The 24511-nt window shown below is 43.4% G+C and carries 8 protein-coding genes; all 8 read left to right on the top strand.

Annotation, left to right across the window (positions count from 1 at the left end; translation table 11 throughout):
- The first annotated feature begins 395 nt into the window (after nucleotides 1-395).
- Nucleotides 396-2531: a type I secretion system permease/ATPase gene (locus tag MHB63_05175; GenBank protein ID MEK3805987.1), complete on the top strand. Its 2136-nt coding sequence runs from the start codon at nucleotides 396-398 to the stop codon at nucleotides 2529-2531.
- Nucleotides 2532-2533: 2 nt separating this feature from the next.
- Nucleotides 2534-3859, top strand: a complete 1326-nt coding sequence (locus MHB63_05170) for an HlyD family type I secretion periplasmic adaptor subunit (protein ID MEK3805986.1) — start codon at nucleotides 2534-2536, stop codon at nucleotides 3857-3859.
- 113 nt (nucleotides 3860-3972) lie between these two features.
- The gene (locus MHB63_05165; GenBank protein ID MEK3805985.1) at nucleotides 3973-4674 is read left to right on the top strand and encodes a hypothetical protein; all 702 of its coding nucleotides are present in this window, start codon (nucleotides 3973-3975) and stop codon (nucleotides 4672-4674) included.
- A gap of 9 nt (nucleotides 4675-4683) precedes the next feature.
- Nucleotides 4684-22317, top strand: a complete 17634-nt coding sequence (locus MHB63_05160; protein MEK3805984.1) for a calcium-binding protein — start codon at nucleotides 4684-4686, stop codon at nucleotides 22315-22317.
- A gap of 224 nt (nucleotides 22318-22541) precedes the next feature.
- Nucleotides 22542-22682 carry a hypothetical protein gene (locus tag MHB63_05155; protein MEK3805983.1) on the top strand — a complete coding sequence of 47 codons (141 nt, stop codon included), beginning with the start codon at nucleotides 22542-22544 and terminating at the stop codon, nucleotides 22680-22682.
- Between the two features lie 83 nt (nucleotides 22683-22765).
- On the top strand, nucleotides 22766-22948 hold the full coding sequence (locus MHB63_05150; protein MEK3805982.1) for a hypothetical protein: 183 nt from the start codon (nucleotides 22766-22768) through the stop codon (nucleotides 22946-22948).
- A gap of 142 nt (nucleotides 22949-23090) precedes the next feature.
- Nucleotides 23091-23507, top strand: a complete 417-nt coding sequence (locus MHB63_05145; protein ID MEK3805981.1) for a DUF2283 domain-containing protein — start codon at nucleotides 23091-23093, stop codon at nucleotides 23505-23507.
- A gap of 153 nt (nucleotides 23508-23660) precedes the next feature.
- Nucleotides 23661-24026, top strand: coding sequence for a hypothetical protein (locus tag MHB63_05140; protein ID MEK3805980.1), 366 nt, complete (start codon nucleotides 23661-23663; stop codon nucleotides 24024-24026).
- The last annotated feature ends 485 nt before the right edge of the window (nucleotides 24027-24511 follow it).

Genomic DNA, 24511 nt, shown 5'->3' with positions numbered 1-24511 from the left:
GAAACTCGTTAAACCAACCTTCAGGGTTGGTTATTTTATTACCATAGATTTCAATTAAACCTTTGAGTAAACGTTAACACTATGTAAATCAAGCTTCTTAACAATTTATATCTAGATTAATATAATTCATTAAAACACTCATATGTAATGTTATTGTTTGTATATGTAAAATTAACCAGTAAGTTTAATTTTTTTAGTTTAACAGGGCTTTCTTTCCTGGTTTATGTTTTAGAAAGAAAACATTTAATACAAAATATTTTTGTATAAATTAGGGTTATTTTAGATTATTTTGTAATAAATTGTTGATTATTACCATCAAATCCATTACGTTTATACTAGTTTAATATAATTACTCAATGACTAGATTTCATTAGTTTTTAAGGAGATAAGCTACCATGGAGGCACTAATCAGCAAAAACAAAAGCATAGACACAGGATATGCTGCTTTAATTGTTATGTTAAGAATACTTGAAATTCCTTTTTCTAATACGGATTTAAGCAATCCCATCGACAACAGACAATATAAAAGTACGGACATAATCTACAACGCTAAACAGCTTGGACTCAAAGCAAAAGAAGCGAATTTGTCGTTAAAAAAGGTAAAGAAATTACCTACTCCTTTTATGTTTCAAAGTTATGAAGACAAGTTTTATATCATGGCAAAGTCGTCGGAATTTGAGTATTTGGTTTTTGACGCAGCATTGAATAAGACAATTACATTAAATCAGGACACTTTTGAAGATCTCTGGAACGGCAAGGTTATTTTATTCAAAAAGCATAACGTAGAAAACTCATCCTCTGAAGAGAAATTTGGATTCAAGTGGTTTATGCCGTTTTTGTTTAAATATAAAGCACCTCTTATTGAAGTCATAATAGCAACGCTGCTTTTGAATTTATTTTCTATTTTCACGCCTCTAATGGTACAAGTCTTAATTGATAAAGTTCTCGCTCATAATGGATACAGCACGTTAAGTGTGCTGGCTGTTGCTTTAATCGTTGTGGCGTTTTTTGAATTTCTTACCAACATTAGCCGGAATTACATATTCAATCATACCGGTAATAAAATCGATGTAATTCTCAGTTCACGGTTATTTAAGCATCTGCTTGATCTTCCTTTGCGATATTTCGAAGTTAGACGTGTGGGAGATACAGTCGCCAGAGTAAAGGAAATTGAAAATATAAGAAGATTTCTAACAGGTACGCCTCTAACGTCGATACTTGATGCAATGTTTATATTTGTATACATATTTTTACTGTTTTTCTACAGTCCAAAGCTCACGTTTATAGTTCTTGGATCATTGCCTTTCTTAATTTTATTATCAGTAATTGTTACGCCTCTAATGAAAAAAAGACTTGATGAGAAGTTTAACAGAGGTGCTGATACCCACTCATTCTTAGTTGAAACAGTGACTGGAATCCAAACCGTTAAAACTTTTTCTATAGAAGAAGACTTTAAACAAAAATGGGACAACCTTCAGTCACGGTATATCTATTCCAGCTATAAGACGCAAATCATTTCTGGGAATGCCAATGCGGTAGCGCAGTTTATCCAAAAGACAACGTATCTCGCCATATTGTTCTTCGGTGCACATCAGGTTATCAACAATGAAATAAGCCTTGGTCAGTTAATTGCATTTCAAATGCTTTCTAGCAGGGTGAGTGAGCCGGTGCTTAGACTTGTACAGCTTTGGCAGGATTTCCAGCAGACAGGGATATCCGTAAAGCGGATAGGTGATATCTTTGACACTAAACAGGAAAATCTAAAAGGAACCATGAAATCCAAATTGCCTAACATTAATGGGACAATCGATTTTAAAAGAGTCACGTTTAGATATGACAGTAAGTCTGCAGAAGTTATAAGAGATTTGTCTTTCAGAATACCGCAAGGAAGTGTTGTAGGGATAGTTGGAAGGAGTGGGTCCGGGAAGAGTACGGTTTCTAAACTAGTCCAAAGATTATACATTCCTGAACAAGGAAAAATCCTTATAGACGGGATTGATACATCCCTTATTGATTCTTCTTGGCTTCGTAAACAGATTGGCGTGGTGTTGCAAGAGAATTTTATGTTCAACGGAAGCATACGGGAAAATATTTCACTTAATAAACCTGGTTCTTCAATGAATGAAGTTATCAATGTTGCGAAGATTGCTGGTGCCCATGACTTCATTTTAGAATTACCGGAAGGCTATGATACCCTCATTGGTGAAAATGGAACATCTTTATCAGGTGGACAGAGACAAAGAATAGCTATAGCACGAGCCTTGATTGCGAATCCAAAGATTTTGATATTGGATGAAGCAACATCAGCACTGGATTACGAATCAGAAACAATTATCCAACAAAATTTAAAGAAAATCTGTCATGGAAGAACGGTTCTGATTATAGCTCATAGGCTTTCCACTTTAAAAGATGCGGATCGGATTATGGTCATCGACAGAGGGAGTTTGGTTGAATACAACACACAGGAGACATTACTTAAGAATAAGGGTCTGTACCATCATCTGCACAGCATGCAAAACAGGAGTGTTTAAGAATGTTTAAAAAGAAAATTGAATACGAATTTTTACCGCCAGCTCTTGAAATCGAAGAAAAACCAACCTCCCCATTGGGGAGAGTTTTTATTTGGTTTATTTTCCTTCTCTTGATCTTTTTAGTGGCTTGGTCATATGTTGGAAAAATTGATATCGTAACAACAGCTCGCGGAACTGTAGTTCCAAATGGAAACGTTAAACAAATCAAATCCTTGAATTCTGGAACAGTGCTGACTGATCTTGTTATTAAGGAAGGGGATGAAGTCAAAAAAGGACAGACTCTAATCCAACTGGATAACACTTCTGCAAAAGCAGATCAAACCAACATTATACGGCAGCTAACAGTTACTAGATTGGAAATGAAATTGCTTCAGGAAGAACTCGACGGGAAAAGCTTTTCAGTTGAAGAAGAGTATAAAAAGGTCCTTGATGATCCAACCATTCGGCTGCTAAGTGAATTGAGAACATCAAATAAAGAGCAGCAAGATATTCGGCTTCAGGCACTAAATATTACGGTTAGCCAAAAGGAAAGTCAGCTTGAGAGGGCGAGAGAAATCAAGAATAGACTAGATGAAAGGCTAGATGAATTAAAGATTGAAGAGGCTGAAAAAAAGAAACAATATGAAGCCGAAGAAATATCAGAGATGGAATGGGAATCTAAAAAAGATGCACTTCGAAATAGCGAAGATCAAGTCATTCAACAGGAGTATATGATTAAAGAGGCAGAACTCGCACTTGATGAGGCAAAAAACACGGTTAAAAATCTAAAAGAAGAATATGAAAAAGATTTGCTTTCCCAAATGAATGAAAAAGAAAGGCTCATATCGCAATTGACACAGGAAGAGGTTAAGTTCACCAAGGAACTAGCATTAGCGACCATTATCTCTCCTGTAGACGGATACATAAGCGAACTCGCTCAATTAACGTCTGGCAGCGTAATCACTCCTAATGAAAAAATCATGAGCATCATTCCAAAAGGCACTGAGCTGATTATTGAAGCAGAAATCCAAAATAAAGACATCGGCTTTATTGAAAAAAATCAAAAGGTTTTTGTGAAAATGGATACTTATCCGTTTCAGAAGTACGGTCAAATTAATGGCACGGTTTTATATATAAGCCCCGATTCTTTTAAAAATAATAAAAAAGAACCTTACTTCAAAGTTCTGGTAAAGCTAGATAAAAATCAGTTAGAAAAGAACGGAGAGAAATATCTGATTATGCCAGGTATGACTGCCAGTGTAGACGTCAAGACCGGCAAGAGAAGAATTTTAGATTTCTTTATTGATCCAATAAAAAAACATTTAGTTGAAAGTATAAACGTCCGATAGGTGCGGTTTAACCGGAAAGGGGGTGAAATCTGATCAGCAAGATGAAATTAGTGCTACTACTCATTGGAATATTCATCTTAAGTGGATGCACAGGAAGCAAGGAGGAAGAAAAAGTGCTTGAAAACTATGAAAAAAATTTCAAAAACCATCTGCAGACGAAATATGAAAGATCCTTTGAAATTAAAGAAATTACCAAGGGAGCAAAGTATTTGGGTGGACCCACTATGGTTACTGCAGAGATGTTCCCAACTGGTGAAGAAGAGCTCATTTTCAGTGTGAGTGCTGTTGAGGGTGAAAATGAATTTACAGAAAACTACTTGGCAACCAAGTGGGAAAAAGATGCGGATGAACTTATTCGAAATAAAATCAAAACAATCTTCAATAACGACGTGAGGTATCAGTTTTTATTTTCTGTAAAAGACAATTTACTAAGGCAGGAAGTCATTGATAAGCGACAGCAAACATTATCATATGCATTGAAAGAATATAATGACCAGATTGTGCCTTTTATTCAAATTGTAGATATTGAAAAAGATGCAGATTCAGATAAAAAACTATCCGAATTATATGATTTTATATCATTTTTACAGGAGAATAATCTAAAAAATACAAGGATTTCACTAGAAACGTACTCATCTGATTTTAAGGATGAAATAGAAAAAAATCCAAGAAAATTCCTTGAATTGGGTGATACCGACAGGATTCGTTATAAGCAAGATAAGACTATTGTTCTCAGTATTTTACTACGGGACAGTGATACCGCATCGATTAAGTCAAAAGAAGATTTGTTCCGTATTTACAACGGAAATCACTAGGAGGTATCTATGGACGCAAACACAGGAATTAATCATGAACAGTACATGCTTCTCTCACAATTATCTTATCAAGATTTAACGGGCAGTTCATCAGCTTATACAGGTAAGACTGTAAAAGAAATGATGCAGGACGGACAGTATAAAAATCACGATGGATGGGACTTTTCAAAAGTAGGAGAATGGGAGATTCTTTCTCATGTAAATAATTATTCGGGCACGGGGTTCAGCGGTACAGCTTTTAGAAACAGTGAAGGTAAGATTATTTTTTCCATGAGGGGAACCGAACAGGAAGACAGCAAAGTTGAAACCCTCGTGGCAAAAGATTTTATAACAGATGCACAGCTTGCTTTAAAAGGTGAAGCCCTTGGTAAGCCTAATCAATTTTTAGAGGCATATGAGTTCGTAAGGGCAACTGTGAGTAATGAATATGGCATTAACGTAGATGACTTGAATCAGGAATCACTTTCTAAACTAATACAAACCAATGGAATTTCCTACACGGGGCATTCACTAGGCGGCGGAATCGATCAGTATTTAACCTATATGACGGGGGGAAAAAGCATATCTTTTAATGCTGTAGGAATTGGACAATCCCTCCCTGAAGGCATCGATCCTTCTCTTTTTGATATAACGGATTTTGTTAATTCAGATGATATTATTGGAAATTTCGGTATCCAGCTTGGGGATACGGTTTATTTAAAAGGGAATATCGATGGATCTACTATCAATTCCAAAACAATTATTGAAGCTTTAAAGATTGTCGAGAAGATGGAATCTACTGGTGATGCTGGAAAGCTTCTAGGTATGGCAGCGCTTTACAACATTATGAAGACCATGGATCCTGCGACAAAAGCTTACTTTGAAGAGCAGCTTAAATTTAAAGCTCATGGAATGGAAACACTTAGGGGTTACCTTGATGAAAACGGTAATTTAACAAGCGGAATCGTCAAAGGGAGTGAAGTAGAGAATCTTACGGATGCTTTACTTGGGGTCACAAATATCGTTTCTGACGAACTTGCTGAAGTGGCAATTATTGACATTATTCTCGGAGCAGGTAAAGTATCAGATAGTTCTAAAAAATTACTTGATGAACTTGGAATTATCACTGAAAACATTACAGAAGCTATCAATGAAAATGTAAACGATATTAGAGTTGAGGCAGGCCGCATCATTAATCATAGAAGTAAAGAGTTAGAAGACAAACTCAAATCCATTCAGGGAGACTCCAAAGCAATCGCACTTGAACTGGAAGACTTTTTCAGAGATGTTAAATCAGAAATAAGTTTAATAATATCTAAGAATAGCAGTCTCATTTCAGAAGGTGTTACTGATACTCTTGGAGGTTTACTTCAGATTGCAGAAGAATTTGGTCTGGACTCGTTGATGAGAGATTTCAATGAACTCTTAAATGATGTCATCAACGGAAAAGGCTTCTCCGAATCCATCATGCAACAGCTTGGTGAAAAAGTGGAAGAAATTATAGCAGGCGCAAATCGTGTTACAGGCGGTATTTCTGATGTTTCTAAAGGAATTGCTGATACCATTAAGTCAGTAATTGAATCAACTGTTAACGAAGTAAAAGAGACGATATCAGCCATTACCCCAAATTTCAAAAATATTTTCAATGATATGGGTGATATGTGGGACAGTTTTACTGTCGGATTTGGAGATTTGTTTTCAAGTTTTACTTCAAATGTATTCGAGATGGGACATGGAATATTCTCGAGCATAGGTGACAGACTGGGTGATCTGGGAGATGGATTTTGGGACGCAATTACTGGAGTTGGACAGTTCTGGAACGGGTTGAGAGATACTTTTTCATGGGAGGACAACTTTGGCGATAATCTGAAATCTTTCTTTAAAAATATACTAAATCTTGATGATTTATTTGATATGGCTTCTGATGCTATGCCAATCAGAAGAGACCCTCTTGTATTAGATTTAAATGGTGACGGAATCACGACCATCAGTTCTGGTAACGGGGTTTATTTTGATCTTGACGTTAATGGATTTGCGGAAAGGACAGGTTGGATTAATAGGGATGATGGTTTTTTAGTGTTTGACCGTAATCAAGATGGCATCATTAATAATGGACTGGAGCTATTTGGTGACGGAACTAAGCTCAAAAATGGAGCTATAGCTGCTAACGGATTTGAGGCTCTTTCTGAAAATGATGATAACAAAGACGGGATAATAGATAAAAGTGACAGTATATTCAATAAATTGAGAGTTTGGAAAGACATTAATGGCGATGGCTTTTCCCAGACCAGTGAGCTTTTTACTTTGTCCAGTTTAGGCATTAAATCTATTTCTCTATCTTTTATTCAGCAAAATAATCTTGATCAGAACGGCAACATTCAATCAAGGACTGGTCATTATACAAAAGAGGATGGAACAAACTTTACTGTTGGCGAATTTTTACTAGATCGAATTACTGACGATACGAAAGAAACAAAGTTTGTAAAAATACCCATAGAAATTAAATTGCTTCCTAATTTACAGGGTATGGGCAATATTACTTCACTTCACAGAGCAATGGCAGCAGATGATTCAGGGGTACTGGCCAAACTCGTTAAACAGTTTATGACTTCTGAGAGCACAGAAGCGAGAGAATCAATATTAGAGCGAATTTTGTTGGAATGGACAGGAAGCAACGAGGTGTTGTCCGGTTCCAGAGGTTCATCATTTGAGGCTTCAAAATTAAGCATTTTAGAGAAATTTTTGGGTACTGAATTTGTGGGGGATAACGGGAGCAATAATCCCAATGAAACGGCTGCGCTATTGTTGGATCAGGCTTACAGCAAGCTGTTTAGTTATCTGTATTCAGCTTTAAGTGTACAGACGCACCTTAAATCCTTGGATGAGTTGCTTGTGGCAAAATGGGACAGCAACAGCGGACAGATTACATTTGATTACCGTGAGATTCAGGAGCTGCTTCAGTCATACATTGATCAGGATGTAGCTACAGGAAAAGATTATTTGTTTGATTTTGTAAGATTGATAAGATCTTTCGAGCTGTACAGTGGCTTTGAAAAGCCGTTTTTTGACCACTTCAAAGCACAGGGTATTGAATTTGAATGGATCATTGAATCAGCCGGAAAGCTTGAAATGAGAAGTTCAGATATTGATGACAGTATAAACGGAACTGTATTGGAAGATACAGTTAGAGGTGAAGCAGGCAATGATAGCATCAGCGGAAATGATGGCAACGATGCATTAGACGGAGGCTATGGTAATGATGTTTTACGCGGTGACAACGGAAACGACTTTATCTTAGGCGGACAAGGAAACGATTCCCTTTCTGGAGGAAACGGCAACGATGTCCTTTATGGAAATGAAGGAAACGATACGCTCTCAGGCGGCGCAGGAAATGATGTGCTGACAGGCGGAAAAGGAAATGATCGTCTGGAAGGCAACAGCGGAAATGATACGTATGTCTTCCAAAAAGGAGACGGTGTGGACCGGATCTATGACAATGATTCGAGTGCAGGAAACCGCGACGTTGTCCAAATTGGAGCTATGCCGGGCGAAGTGACCCTTTTGAGACGAGGTTATAACCTTGAGATACTGCTGATTGGAAGTGCAGACCGTCTGATTCTGGAGGATTACTTTGACAGTACGTCAGAGCGGATTGAAGAGATTAAGTTTGCGGACGGAACGGTGTGGGATTATGCAGCGGTGTACGGCCAAGGTTTTGAACTTGCGGGAAGTGACGCGAGCGAGGTCATGTATGGCAACGGAGGGGCAGATGTCCTGGACGGAGCTGCAGGGGATGACCGGATTGAAGGCCGCGAGGGTAACGATGGCATTTCAGGCGGAACGGGCAACGATTCCCTGTACGGTGAAGACGGCAACGACACTCTCTCCGGAGGAGACGGGAATGATTACCTTTCCGGATCAAACGGAGATGATGTGTTAACGGGCGGATTTGGCGATGACCGTCTGGAAGGCGGAAACGGCAACGATCTCCTTCATGGAAATGAAGGTAACGATACGCTGTCAGGCGGTGCCGGAAATGATGTGCTGTCAGGCGGCGCTGGAAACGACCGTCTGGAAGGCAACAGCGGAAATGATACGTATATCTTCCAAAAAGGAGATGGCGTGGACCGGATCTATGACAATGACTCGAGTGCAGGAAATCGTGACGTAGTTCAGATTCAAGCCCTGCCGGGCGAAGTGACCCTTTTGAGACGCGGGTATAACCTGGAGATACTGCTGATTGGAAGTGCAGACCGTCTGATCATAGAGGACTACTTTGACCATACGTACGAGAGAATCGAGGAAATTCAGTTTGCGGATGGGACCGTATGGGATTATGCAGCGGTGTACGGACAAGGCTTTAAGCTAATTGGAAGCGACGCGGGCGAGGTCATGTATGGCAACGGAGGGGCGGATGTCCTGGACGGTGCTGCAGGGGATGACCGGATTGAAGGCCGTGAAGGCAACGATGCCATTTCAGGCGGAACAGGCAACGACTTCCTGTACGGTGAAGACGGCAACGACACCCTCTCCGGAGGAGACGGGAATGACTACCTTTCCGGATCAAACGGGGACGATGTGTTAACGGGCGGATTTGGCGATGACCGTCTGGAAGGCGGAAACGACAGCGATGCCCTTTATGGCAATGAAGGAAATGATACGCTTTCAGGCGGTGCCGGAAGTGATGTGCTATCAGGAGGCGCTGGAAACGACCGACTGGAAGGCAACAGCGGAAATGATACGTATATCTTCCAAAAAGGAAATGGCGTGGACCGGATCTATGACTATGACTCAAATGCGGGTAACCGTGACATAGTTCAGATTCAAGCCCTGCCGGGCGAAGTGACCCTTTTGAGACGCGGGTATAACCTCGAGATACTGCTGATAGGAAGTACAGACCGTCTAATCCTGGAAGACTACTTTGACCATACGTACGAAAGAATTGAGGAAATTCAGTTCGCGGATGGAACTGTATGGGACTATACATATGTATACGGCCTAGGCTTTGAGGTTACCGGAAGCGATGCGAGCGATGTCATTTATGGCAATGGAGGGGCGGATGTCCTTGCCGGAGCTGCAGGGGATGACCGGATTGAAGGCCGCGAAGGCAACGATGCCATTTCAGCCGGAACGGGCAACGACTTCCTGTACGGTGAAGACGGCCGCGACACCCTCTCCGGAGGAGAAGGGAATGATTACCTTTCCGGATCAAACGGGGACGATGTGTTAACGGGCGGATTAGGGGATGACCGTCTGGAAGGTGGAAACGACAATGATGCCCTTTATGGAAATGAAGGGGACGATACGCTCTCAGGCGGTGCCGGAAATGATGTGCTGTCAGGCGGCGCTGGAAACGACCGTTTGGAAGGCAACAGCGGAAATGATACGTATATCTTCCAAAAAGGAGATGGCGTGGACCGGATCTATGACAATGACTCGAGTGCAGGAAATCGTGACGTAGTTCAGATTCAAGCCCTGCCGGGCGAAGTGACCCTTTTGAGACGCGGGTATAACCTGGAGATACTGCTGATTGGAAGTGCAGACCGTCTGATCATAGAGGACTACTTTGACCATACGTACGAGAGAATCGAGGAAATTCAGTTTGCGGATGGGACCGTATGGGATTATGCAGCGGTGTACGGACAAGGCTTTAAGCTAATTGGAAGCGACGCGGGCGAGGTCATGTATGGCAACGGAGGGGCGGATGTCCTGGACGGTGCTGCAGGGGATGACCGGATTGAAGGCCGTGAAGGCAACGATGCCATTTCAGGCGGAACAGGCAACGACTTCCTGTACGGTGAAGACGGCAACGACACCCTCTCCGGAGGAGACGGGAATGATTACCTTTCCGGATCAAACGGGGACGATGTGTTAACGGGCGGATTTGGCGATGACCGTCTGGAAGGCGGAAACGACAGCGATGCCCTTTATGGCAATGAAGGAAATGATACGCTTTCAGGCGGTGCCGGAAGTGATGTGCTATCAGGAGGCGCTGGAAACGACCGACTGGAAGGCAACAGCGGAAATGATACGTATATCTTCCAAAAAGGAAATGGCGTGGACCGGATCTATGACTATGACTCAAATGCGGGTAACCGTGACATAGTTCAGATTCAAGCCCTGCCGGGCGAAGTGACCCTTTTGAGACGCGGGTATAACCTCGAGATACTGCTGATAGGAAGTACAGACCGTCTGATCCTGGAAGACTATTTTGACCATACGTACGAGAGAATTGAAGAAATTCAGTTCGCGGATGGAACTGTATGGGACTATGCAGCGGTGTACAGCCAAGGCTTTGAGCTTGCAGGAAACGACGCCAGCGAGGTCATATATGGCAACGGTGGGGCGGATGTCCTTGCCGGAGCTGCAGGGGATGACCGGATTGAAGGCCGCGAGGGCAACGATGCCATTTCAGGTGGAACGGGCAATGACTCACTGTACGGAGAAGACGGCAACGACACCCTCTCCGGAGAAGACGGGAACGACTATCTTTCCGGATCGAACGGGGATGATCTCTTAAGCGGCGGTAATGGAGACGACACTCTCATTGGGGGAGCAGGCAATGATATTCTCATCGGCGGAAAAGGAAATGACCGTCTGGAAGGCGGTATCGGTAATGATGTGTATATCTTCCAAAAAGGAGACGGTGTCACTCGTATTTCTGACTATGACACGTCCAGTGGAAATAAAGATATTCTGAAAATAGATGCATTAGCTGAAGAAATCAAGCTTTATCGAAATGGGTACAATCTGGAGCTCGGAATTCTCGGGGGCTCTGATCGTATAATTATTGAAAATTATTTTGATGGGTCATATAAGAAGATAGAGGAATTCCAATTCTCTGACGGAACAGTCTGGAACAGTCAGAACTTTGGCACGCTGCCAATTGAAAATATAAACCTATCAAATTTAAATAAGTTCGGTACGAATTCTGCGGATACAATTCGAGGAGATTCTCTAAACGAAACACTATATGGCTATTCAGGAAATGATGTATTAGATGGCGGACTTGGAAATGATCTGCTTCTTGGAGACAGCGGAAGTGAAAGCTATATTTTTGCCCTTGGGTATGGTCAAGATACTATTGAAGACTATGATTATTCTTCTGGTGACATTGATAGAATTCAGCTAAATCTGTCTCCTCAGGAAGTGAGATTTGAACGTCAGGGAGATAATCTTGTAATCAAAGTAATCGGTACGAATGACCAGCTGACGGTTAACCGATATTTTGAAAGCAGCCGGTACCGTGTCGAGGAAGTGATTTTCAAAGACGGAAGCATCCTCACCTATGCGCAAATCAGTGTTCTGCCGGTAGTGGTCGGTGGAACAGCCGGAAGTGAAATCCTGAAGGGCATCAATGGGAATGACCAGATTTCTGGCGAGGACGGAGACGACACGCTATACGGCTATATGGGCGATGATGTGCTCTCAGGTGGTCGCGGAAACGATGTGCTTTACGGAGCAGAAGGTGCCGATAAGCTTGACGGCGGAGCCGGAAACGATCAGTTATACGGCGGAAACGACAATGATGAGCTGGTTGGCCGTGAGGGCAATGACATTCTGTATGGTGAAGAAGGAAACGATAAGCTTGACGGCGGCGAGGGCAATGATACCCTTGTGGGCGGAAACGGGGATGATGTGCTTGACGGCGGAACAGGCAATGATGCGTTAAACGGGGAAGGCGGCAACGACACGTACGTCTTCGGAAAAGGTTATGGCCAAGACACCATAGATGATTATGAGTATTCTTCAAAAGAAATGGACCGTATCAGACTTGATTTAACCCCGGGTGAAGCAGTGTTTGAACGCCAGGGAGATAATCTTGTGATCAAAGTAATCGGTACGAATGACCAGCTGACGGTTAACCGATATTTTGAAAGCAGCCGGTACCGTGTCGAGGAAGTGATTTTCAAAGACGGAAGCATCCTCACCTATGCGCAAATCAGTGTTCTGCCGGTAGTGGTCGGTGGAACAGCCGGAAGTGAAATCCTGAAGGGCATCAATGGGAATGACCAGATTTCTGGCGAGGACGGAGACGACACGCTATACGGCTATATGGGCGATGATGTGCTCTCAGGTGGTCGCGGAAACGACGTGCTTTACGGAGCAGAAGGTGCCGATAAGCTTGACGGCGGAGCCGGAAACGATCAGTTATACGGCGGAAACGACAGTGATGAGCTGGTTGGCCGTGAGGGAAATGACATTCTGTATGGTGAAGAAGGAAACGATAAGCTTGACGGCGGCGAGGGCAATGATACCCTTGTGGGCGGAAACGGGGATGATGTGCTTGACGGCGGAACAGGCAATGATGCGTTAAACGGGGAAGCCGGCAACGACACGTATGTCTTCGGAAAAGGTTATGGCCAAGACACCATAGACGATTATGAGTATTCTTCAAAAGAAATGGATCGTATCAGACTTGATTTAACCCCGGGTGAAGCAGTGTTTGAACGCCAGGGAGATAATCTTGTGATCAAAGTAATCGGTACGAATGACCAGCTGACGGTTAACCGATATTTTGAAAGCAGCCGGTACCGTGTCGAGGAAGTGATTTTCAAAGACGGAAGCATCCTCACCTATGCGCAAATCAGTGTTCTGCCGGTAGTGGTCGGTGGAACAGCCGGAAGTGAAATCCTGAAGGGCATCAATGGGAATGACCAGATTTCTGGCGAGGACGGAGACGACACGCTATACGGCTATATGGGCGATGATGTGCTCTCAGGTGGTCGCGGAAACGACGTGCTTTACGGAGCAGAAGGTGCCGATAAGCTTGACGGCGGAGCCGGAAACGATCAGTTATACGGCGGAAACGACAGTGATGAGCTGGTTGGCCGTGAGGGAAATGACATTCTGTATGGTGAAGAAGGAAACGATAAGCTTGACGGCGGCGAGGGCAATGATACCCTTGTGGGCGGAAACGGGGATGATGTGCTTGACGGCGGAACAGGCAATGATGCGTTAAACGGGGAAGCCGGCAATGACACGTACGTCTTCGGAAAAGGTTATGGCCAGGATACCATAGACGATTATGAGTATTCTTCAAAAGAAATGGACCGTATCAGACTTGATTTAACCCCGGGTGAAGCAGTGTTTGAACGCCAGGGAGATAATCTTGTGATCAAAGTAATCGGTACGAATGACCAGCTGACGGTTAACCGATATTTTGAAAGCAGCCGGTACCGTGTCGAGGAAGTGATTTTCAAAGACGGAAGCATCCTCACCTATGCGCAAATCAGTGTTCTGCCGGTAGTGGTCGGTGGAACAGCCGGAAGTGAAATCCTGAAGGGCATCAATGGGAATGACCAGATTTCTGGCGAGGACGGAGACGACACGCTATACGGCTATATGGGCGATGATGTGCTCTCAGGTGGTCGCGGAAACGACGTGCTTTACGGAGCAGAAGGTGCCGATAAGCTTGACGGCGGAGCCGGAAACGATCAGTTATACGGCGGAAACGACAGTGATGAGCTGGTTGGCCGTGAGGGAAATGACATTCTGTATGGTGAAGAAGGAAACGATAAGCTTGACGGCGGCGAGGGCAATGATACCCTTGTGGGCGGAAACGGGGATGATGTGCTTGACGGCGGAACAGGCAATGATGCGTTAAACGGGGAAGCCGGCAACGACACGTACGTCTTCGGAAAAGGTTATGGCCAGGATACCATAGACGATTATGAGTATTCTTCAAAAGAAATGGACCGTATCAGACTTGATTTAACCCCGGGTGAAGCAGTGTTTGAACGCCAGGGAGATAATCTTGTGATCAAAGTAATCGGTACGAATGACCAGCTGACGGTTAACCGATATTTTGAAAGCAGCCGGTACCGTGTCGAGGAAGTGATTTTCAAAGACGGAAGCATCCTCACCTATGCGCAAATCAGTGTTCTGCCGGTAGTGGTCGGTGGAACAGCCGGAAGTGAAATCCTGAAGGGCATCAATGGGAATGACCAGATTTCTGGCGAGGACGGAGACGACACGCTATACGGCTATATGGGCGATGATGTGCTCTCAGGTGGTCGCGGAAACGATGTGCTTTACGGAGCAGAAGGTGCCGATAAGCTTGACGGCGGAGCCGGAAACGATCAGTTATACGGCGGAAATGACAATGATGAGCTGTTTGGCCGTGAGGGCAATGACACTCTGAATGGCGAGGAAGGAAACGATACACTTTCCGGAGGAATAGGCACTGATACGCTATTTGGCGGTTTAGGAAACGACCTTTATTTATTTAATGAAGGCGATGGAAACGACGTTATTGAAGATTACGATCTAGTCAACAGTTTGGATAAGATTTCCCTTGGATTTAATTTTGAGGATATTTTGATACTCCGAAGAAACGATAATCTGGAACTGATAAGTAAAATCACCAATGACAAATTAATTGTCAAGAACCATTTTGGAGATAACCGATACCGAATTGAATCCATTGTCTTTGCTGATGGCAAGACCATAAGTCATGAAGACATTTATTTGATCTCCCAGACTATCTATGGAACAGACGACAGTGAAGTCATAAAAGGCAATGGTGGAGATGATTTACTGTACGGTGCTCATGGTAATGACGAATTGTATGGAAACCAGGGATCAGATTCTTTGTACGGGGAACTTGGTGCGGATTCACTCTACGGCGGTGACGGAAACGATTTTCTTTCAGGCGGAATGAACAATGATACTCTCTACGGTGAAAACAATGATGACAAATTAGAAGGTGGAGAAGGATCTGACAGACTGTACGGAGGAGATGGAAACGATCATCTCTTAGGCGGCAAAGGCAATGACATCCTGGAAGGCCAGATTGGAAATGATTTGTTAGAAGGTGAAGACGGATCCGACAGCCTCTATGGAGGCGATGGGACTGACCGATTGATTGGCGGAAAGGACAATGACAGTCTGTACGGCCAAAGTGGTAATGATGTCCTGGATGGAGGAGAAGGATCCGACAGTCTGTTTGGAGAGGATGGAGATGACCGTCTGATTGGCGGTACCGGCAATGATCTATTGGATGGCGGATACGGAAGTGACACGTATTTCTTCTCAAAAGGATTGGGTCAGGATACCATCACCGATTACAACAATTTGCCCTATGTGGATACAATTGAATTTGACATGGGTATTCTTCCGGGAGATATGGTGCTGTCCAGAGGCGGAACCACCGGAAATGACCTAATCATGCGTTTTAAGGGAACAGATGATCAGCTGACGGTCAAAAATTATTATTATGATTCCTACTATAGAATTGAAAAGATCAAGTTTGCGGATGGCACCTCGTGGGATATCGCAACACTTGAGAAACAGTCCTTCATCATTCAGGGAACAGCGCAAAATGACTCCTTGTACGGAGGCGGTGCAGATACCATCGAAGGCTTGGCTGGGAATGACAAGCTGTACGGTTACAGCCAGGATGACGTACTAGATGGGGGCGACGGACTGGACAGCCTCTACGGAGGCGATGGGAACGACCGGTTGATTGGCGGAAAAGACAATGACAGTCTGTATGGCCAAAGCGGAAATGATGTACTGGATGGAGGAGAAGGATCCGACAGTATGTTTGGAGAAGATGGAGATGATCGTCTGATTGGCGGTACCGGCAATGATCTATTGGATGGCGGATACGGAAATGACATGTATTTCTTCTCAAAAGGATTCGGTCAGGATACCATCACCGATTACAACGGTTCTTCGTTTGTGGATTCCATTGAGTTTGACACGGGCATCCTTCCAGGAGACTTGTTAATATCTAGAGGCGGAACCAACGGAAATGACCTGATCATGCGCCTGAAAGGAACCGATGATCAGCTGACGGTCAAAAATTATTATTATGATTCCTACTATAGAATTGAAAAGATCAAGTTTGCGGATGGCACCTCGTGGGATATCGCAACACTTGAGAAACAGTCCTTCATCATTCAGGGAACAGCGCAAAATGACTCCTTGCACGGAGGCGGTGCAGATACCATTGAAGGCTTGGCTGGGAATGACAAGCTGTACGGTTACAGTCAGGATGACGTACTAGATGGGGGCGACGGGCTGGACAGCCTCTACGGAGGCGATGGGAACGACCGATTGATTGGCGGAAAAGACAATGACAGTCTGTACGGCCAAAGCGGAAATGATGTACTGGATGGAGGAGAAGGATCCGATAGTCTGTTTGGAGAAGATGGAGATGACCGTCTGATTGGCGGTACCGGCAATGATCTATTGGATGGCGGATACGGAAATGACATGTATTTCTTCTCAAAAGGATTCGGTCAGGATACCATCACCGATTACAACGGTTCTTCGTTTGTGGATTCCATTGAGTTTGACACGGGCATCCTTCCAGGAGATTTGTTAATATCTAGAGGCGGAACCAACGGAAATGACTTGATCATGCGCCTGAAAGGAACCGATGATCAGCTGACGGTCAAAAATTATTATTATGATTCCTACTATAGAATTGAAAAGATCAAGTTTGCGGATGGCACCTCGTGGGATATCGCAACACTTGAGAAACAGTCCTTCATCATTCAGGGAACAGCGCAAAATGACTCCTTGCACGGAGGCGGTGCAGATACCATTGAAGGCTTGGCTGGGAATGACAAGCTGTACGGTTACAGTCAGGATGACGTACTAGATGGGGGCGACGGGCTGGACAGCCTCTACGGAGGCGATGGGAACGACCGATTGATTGGCGGAAAAGACAATGACAGTCTGTACGGCCAAAGCGGAAATGATGTACTGGATGGAGGAGAAGGATCCGATAGTCTGTTTGGAGAAGATGGAGATGACCGTCTGATTGGCGGTACCGGCAATGATCTATTGGATGGCGGATACGGAAATGACATGTATTTCTTCTCAAAAGGATTCGGTCAGGATACCATCACCGATTACAACGGTTCTTCGTTTGTGGATTCCATTGAGTTTGACACGGGCATCCTTCCAGGAGATTTGTTAATATCTAGAGGCGGAACCAACGGAAATGACTTGATCATGCGCCTGAAAGGAACCGATGATCAGCTGACGGTCAAAAATTATTATTATGATTCCTACTATAGAATTGAGCAAATCAAGTTTGCGGATGGCACCTCGTGGGATATTGCAACACTTGAGAAACAGTCCTTTATCATTCAGGGAACAGCGCAAAATGACTTCCTGTACGGGGGCGGTGCAGATATCATTGAAGGCTTGGCTGGGAATGATAAGCTGTACGGTTACAGCCAAGGTGACGTGCTAGATGGAGGCGACGGATTGGACAGCCTCTACGGAGGCAATGGGAACGACCGTCTGATTGGAGGAGAAGGATCCGACAGTCTGTTTGGGGAGGATGGAGATGACCGTCTGATTGGCGGTACCGGCAATGATCTATTGGATGGCGGATACGGAAGTGACACGTATTTCTTCTCAAAAGGATTCGGTCAGGATACCATCACCGACTACAACGGTTCTTCGTTTGTGGATTCCATTGAGTTTGACACAGGCATCCTTCCAGGAGATTTGTTAATATCCAGAGGCGGAACCAACGGAAATGACCTGATCATGCGCCTGAAAGGAACCGATGATCAGCTGACGGTCAAAAATTATTATTATGATTCCTATTATAGAATTGAGCAAATCAAGTTTGCGGATGGCACCTCGTGGGATATTGCAACACTTGAGAAACAGTCCTTTATCATTCAAGGAACAGCTCAAAATGACTTCCTGTACGGGGGTGGCTCAGATACCATCGAAGGCTTGGCTGGGAATGACAAGCTGTACGGCTACAGCCAGGATGACATATTAGATGGAGGCGACGGACTGGACAGCCTCTACGGAGGCGATGGGAACGACCGTCTGATTGGCGGAAAAGACAATGACAGTTTGTACGGCCATAGCGGTAATGATGCCTTGGATGGAGGAGAAGGATCCGACAGTCTGTTTGGAGAGGATGGAGATGACCGTCTGATAGGCGGTTCGGGCAACGATTTATTGGAAGGCGGATACGGAAGTGACACGTATTTCTTCTCAAAAGGATTCGGTCAGGATACCATCACCGATTACAACGGTTCTTCGTTTATAGATTCCATTGAGTTTGACACAGGCATCCTTCCAGGAGATTTGTTAATATCCAGAGGCGGATCCAACGGAAATGACCTGATCATGCGTTTTAAAGGAACCGATGATCAGCTAACGGTCAAAAATTATTATTATGATTCCTACTATAGAATTGAGCAGATTAAGTTTGCGGATGGCACCTCGTGGGATATCGCAACACTTGAGAAACAGTCCTTCATCATTCAGGGAACAGCTCAAAATGACTCCCTGTACGGTGGCGGTGCAGATACCATTGAAGGCTTGGCTGGAAATGACAAGCTGTACGGTTACAGCCAGGATGACATACTAGATGGAGGCGACGGACTGGATAGCCTCTACGGAGGCGATGGGAACGACCGTCTGATTGGCGGAAAAGACAATGATAGTCTGTATGGCCAAAGCGGAAATGATGTACTGGATGGTGGAGAAGGATCCGACAGTCTGTTTGGAGAGGATGGAGATGACCGTCTGATAGGCGGTTCCGGCAATGATTTATTGGAAGGCGGATACGGAAGTGACACGTATTTCTTCTCGAAAGGATTCGGTCAGGATACCATCACCGACTACAACGGTTCTTCGTTTGTGGATGCCATTGAGTTTGACACAGGCATCCTTCCAGGAGATTTGTTAATAACCAGAGGCGGAACCAACGCAAATGATCTGATCATACGCCTGAAAGGAACCGATGATCAGCTGACGGTCAAAAATTATTATTATGATTCCTACTATAGAATTGAGCAGATCAAGTTTGCGGATGGCACCTCGTGGGATATCGCAACACTTGAGAAACAGTCCTTCATCATTCAGGGAACAGCTCAAAATGACTTCCTGTACGGGGGTGGCTCAGATACCATCGAAGGTTTGGCTGGGGATGACAAGCTGTACGGTTACAGCCAGGATGACGTACTAGATGGGGGCGACGGGCTGGACAGCCTCTACGGAGGCGATGGGAACGACCGTCTGATTGGCGGAAAAGACAATGACAGTCTGTATGGCCAAAACGGCAGCGATGTTCTGGACGGAGGAGAAGGGACAGACTACCTGGAAGGTGGATCTGGCAATGATTCGTATCTGCTCTATAAAGGCATGGGCAAAGATACCATCTATGACTATGATTCCACAACAGGAAACATGGATGCCATCCAAATTGGAGAAGGCTTGACCCAATCAGATATTGTCCTTTCTCGCGGAGGCTATTCGAGCAGAGACCTTATCATCAGTATTGTGGGAACAGAGGACAGCCTGACGGTGACCAATCATTTCTACGACAGCTGGAATCGCATAGAGAAAGTTGTGTTCCCGGATGGTACAGCAGTGGCCATCAATGAAAATGCAGCTTTCCACACAAAAGGAACAGCTGCAGGAGAAACCTTATATGGCGGAGGGATCGACCATATCGAGGGGCTTGGAGGAGACGACAAGCTGTATGGCTACGAGTCAGCAGACCTCTTAGATGGAGGAGACGGATTGGACAGCCTCTACGGAGGCGATGGGAACGACCGTCTGATTGGCGGAAAAGACAATGACAGTCTGTACGGCCAAAACGGAAATGATGTCCTGGACGGAGGAGAAGGGGCTGACTACCTGGAAGGTGGATCCGGCAATGATTCGTATCTGCTCTATAAAGGCATGGGCAAAGATACCATCTATGACTATGATTCCACAACAGGAAACATGGATGCCATCCAAATTGGAGAAGGCTTGACCCAATCAGATATTGTCCTTTCTCGCGGAGGCTATTCGGGAAGAGACCTAATCGTCAGTATTGTGGGAACAGAGGACAGCCTGACGGTGACCAATCATTTCTATGACAGCTGGAATCGCATAGAGAAAGTTGTGTTCCCGGACGGAACAGCAGTGGCCATCAATGAAAATGCAGCTTTTCACACAAAAGGAACAGCTGCAGGAGAAACCTTATATGGCGGAGGGATCGACCATATCGAGGGGCTTGGAGGAGACGACAAGCTGTATGGCTACGAGTCAGCAGACCTCTTAGATGGAGGAGACGGATTGGACAGCCTCTACGGAGGCGATGGGAACGACCGTCTGATTGGCGGAAAAGACAATGACAGTCTGTACGGCCAAAACGGAAATGATGTCCTGGACGGAGGAGAAGGGGCTGACTACCTGGAAGGCGGATCCGGCAATGATTCGTATCTGCTCTATAAAGGCATGGGCAAAGATACCATCTATGACTATGATTCCACAACAGGAAACATGGATGCCATCCAAATTGGAGAAGGCTTGACCCAATCAGATATTGTCCTTTCTCGCGGAGGCTATTCGGGAAGAGACCTAATCGTCAGTATTGTGGGAACAGAGGACAGCCTGACGGTGACCAATCATTTCTATGACAGCTGGAATCGCATAGAGAAAGTTGTGTTCCCGGACGGAACAGCAGTGGCCATCAATGAAAATGCAGCTTTTTACACAAAAGGAACAGCTGCAGGAGAAACCTTATATGGCGGAGCGATCGACCATATCGAGGGGCTTGGAGGAGACGACACTCTATACGGCTACAGCCAGGATGACGTACTTGATGGAGGAGAAGGACGGGACAGCCTCTACGGAGGCGATGGGAACGACCGTCTGATGGGCGGAAAGGACAATGACAGTTTGTTCGGCCAAAACGGAAATGATGTCCTGGACGGAGGAGAAGGGACAGACTACCTGGAAGGCGGATACGGCAATGATTCGTACCTGCTCTATAAAGGCATGGGCAAAGATACCATCTATGACTATGATTCAACAACAGGAAACCTGGATGCCATCCAAATTGGAGAAGGCTTGACCCAATCAGATATTGTTGTGTCTCGCGGAGGCTATTCGGGAAGAGACCTTATCATCAGTATTGTGGGGACAGAAGACAGCCTGACTGTGACCGATCATTTCTACGACAGTTGGAATCGCATAGAGAAAGTTGTGTTCCCGGACGGAACAGCAGTGGCTATCAATGAAAATGCAGCTTTCCACACAAAAGGAACAGCTGTAGGAGAAACCTTATATGGCGGGGGAATAGACCATATTAAGGGCCTTGGAGGAGACGACGCTCTATACGGCTACAGCCAGGATGACGTACTTGATGGAGGAGACGGAAGGGACAGCCTCTACGGGGGAGATGGAAACGACCGTCTGATGGGTGGAAAGGATAATGACAGTATGTATGGCCAAAACGGAAACGATATTCTGGAAGGCGGAGAAGGGGCTGACTATCTGGAAGGCGGATATGGAAATGACACTTATCTACTCAATAGCAGTACAGACAGTGATAGGATTTATGAAAATGACAGTAATTATGGCAATTCAGATACTATTAAAATTGAATCGAGTTTTGAAAATGTTATGTTCCAAAACGATGGAAGAAATTTGATAGTGAAGTTAATCGATACTCAAGATCAAATCATTATTGACTCCTGGCACTCTGGAACAAGCAACCGAGTAGAAGTCTTTGAAACGTCAGCTGGAGACGTGTTGCTGGAATCTCAAGTGTCGCAACTGATACAAGAGATGGCTTCATTCAGTTCGAAAAACAATGGACTTTCTTGGGAAAATGCAGTTCAGCAAGATTCCGAAAGTGTAAAAGCTACTTTGTTGAATTACTGGGAAAACAAGTAATAAAGAAGAGAGGGAGTTCTCAAATTATTTGGGAACTCCTTTTCCATGTGTCTATAACTTTGCGTTAAATATTGTTTTTACACAAAGTTTAATTTGGTAGTACGGATATCGTTAAATGATTATTAAAAATCTCATACATTTATTCTGTTATGGAAAATATTAGATATTCAACAATCGGGCAGTTTAATTGAATAAGGGTTTTGGTGAAAATGGGGGGCTATACAATGAAAAAAGACGAAGAAAAAAGTAAAATCAATACGGATGATGGGTGGAACCGAACAGTTTTTGGTAGTCCTACAATTGGCGGTTTTGTAGTTGTTGGTCTAATTGTCATTTATATTGTTTATCAGTGGTTATTTAGTTAAATGTGGCGATTGCTAAGTAATTTAACCCATATACTCAAATTTCAAAAACAATTTTTATATTCAACTAATTGGAGGTGTAGAACTTGGAGAATACCGTATTGTTAGTAACAACTATTGGAGGTTTGTTAAGTGCTGTAGCATTCACTTGGTATTATGCTGCACTGGGAAAGAGAATTTCAAATGAAGAAAATGAGGAAGGAAAAGATTTAACATATCAATTAAATCCATTCACTGGCTCGTCTAAAGGTGACAACCAAAATAATTAATTAAGCATATTCAATTATCGGGGGCAATACTTCAATAACGGAAGTGTTGCATTTTTTATTGTGCTAACGGGGAGTTGAACAAGAAAATGATATAATTTTGGCATAGAACGAGAATAAGAATAAGTTTTGGAGGATTGAACTTATGGACTACATAGGAAATCAGGTTACATATGATAGGGATGCAGAGATGGGCTATATTTACTTTAGTGAACCATCTAAATACACAATAACTTATACGGAAGAACTTCCAGAAAACGATGATATAATGTTGGATTTTGGAGAAGAAGTCCCGATTATTGGAATAGAGTTAGAAGGAAAAACTGCAAGGAAGATTGAACTTATTGCTGATAAAGTTCACATTTTTAAAAAGAAAGTTTTTACTGATGGAAAGACTTATTATTCTTTTAGACTGAATGATGAAATAACAAGAAAGTCTATTTCTCATCCTGATGTTGAATCAATAGTGTTTCATTTTTCGGATACTGACTGTGAAGATTTTATAGGTATAGACATTTTTGATTCAAAGTCTTATTCGGAACAGTACCTAACTGGTAAATAAATTGTTCCTCTTATACTAATGGGGAAGTTAGTATAAGAAGAATTGTGAGTTGAGCAATTTTAGGAATGAGGCCATATTGCAGTTATTCTATTAAAGGGCGTTTACAGCAAAGTGTAATCAAAAAAAAAATTCTATTTTTATCGGAGGATAAATATGGTGTTAAACAAAGATTTAGAATTAATATTGAATAAAATAGAGGAACTTAAAAGTAATGACGTGGAAATAGATGATTCTGAAGGCGAGACCATATCAATTCACCTGTTTTCACGAGAAGAATTTGAAGAAGGGCAGCTAGGCTATAGTATTGATGAAGGTGGAACTTCTCTAACTGGTAATGAAGAAGGTGAGTGGAAGGAAAGTTGGTATGTCATTGGATACGATGAGCTTGTAGGTGACCCAATCTTCATTGATATAAGCATTGAAAGATATCCTGTAATGACCGCTATGCACGGAGAAGGAGAATGGGAGCCAAAAGTAATGTACTGGACATTGGATAAATTCTTAGAAGCTGTGTTATAAAATAGGGGCTGGACCTTTTTAACTATAAAAACTAATTCGTCGAAGAGAAGAACAGCTTTATAGCTTATTCGACAATCGGGGGCTTATCCGGAATAAGATAAGTCCTTTTAATATGCATTTTTTTGTTGTTAATACGACTTCTATTTGAAATAATTGGTATAAAGATATTGGGCAGTACCCTTATTAAAATGCTGGGCTTAGTTCAAAAGAAATTGACACTTTAAATATATAGAGGTGATTCTGTTTTGAGGTCAATTAATAAAAAACTTCTTTTGCTCATTGCACTAATTCTTACGGTTTCAATAGCTTTTATTCCTAACATAGGATACTGGAGTGAAGGTTCTTATACGTTCTATGGGATACCTGCTCAATGGCTAGGTTACTATGGGGATGGTCAATTTAGTCTAGAAATATGGGGACTTCTGTTGAATGTACTAATTATATATGTCATTCTCTTTGGTTTATTAAAATTGTTTAAGAGTAAA

Origin of the sequence: Bacillus sp. FSL H8-0547 (genome assembly GCA_038002745.1) — a bacterium.
GTDB lineage: Bacteria > Bacillota > Bacilli > Bacillales > Bacillaceae > Bacillus_P.
This window is presented reverse-complemented; position numbering and strand designations above follow the sequence as displayed.

What these genes read in the sequence shown, in the direction of transcription:
- MHB63_05160 (MEK3805984.1), top strand. Translation starts at nt 4,684, where the DNA reads ATGGACGCAAACACAGGAATTAATCATGAACAGTACATGCTTCTCTCA.
- MHB63_05145 (MEK3805981.1), top strand. Translation starts at nt 23,091, where the DNA reads ATGGACTACATAGGAAATCAGGTTACATATGATAGGGATGCAGAGATG.
- MHB63_05170 (MEK3805986.1), top strand. Translation starts at nt 2,534, where the DNA reads ATGTTTAAAAAGAAAATTGAATACGAATTTTTACCGCCAGCTCTTGAA.
- MHB63_05155 (MEK3805983.1), top strand. Translation starts at nt 22,542, where the DNA reads ATGAAAAAAGACGAAGAAAAAAGTAAAATCAATACGGATGATGGGTGG.
- MHB63_05140 (MEK3805980.1), top strand. Translation starts at nt 23,661, where the DNA reads ATGGTGTTAAACAAAGATTTAGAATTAATATTGAATAAAATAGAGGAA.
- MHB63_05175 (MEK3805987.1), top strand. Translation starts at nt 396, where the DNA reads ATGGAGGCACTAATCAGCAAAAACAAAAGCATAGACACAGGATATGCT.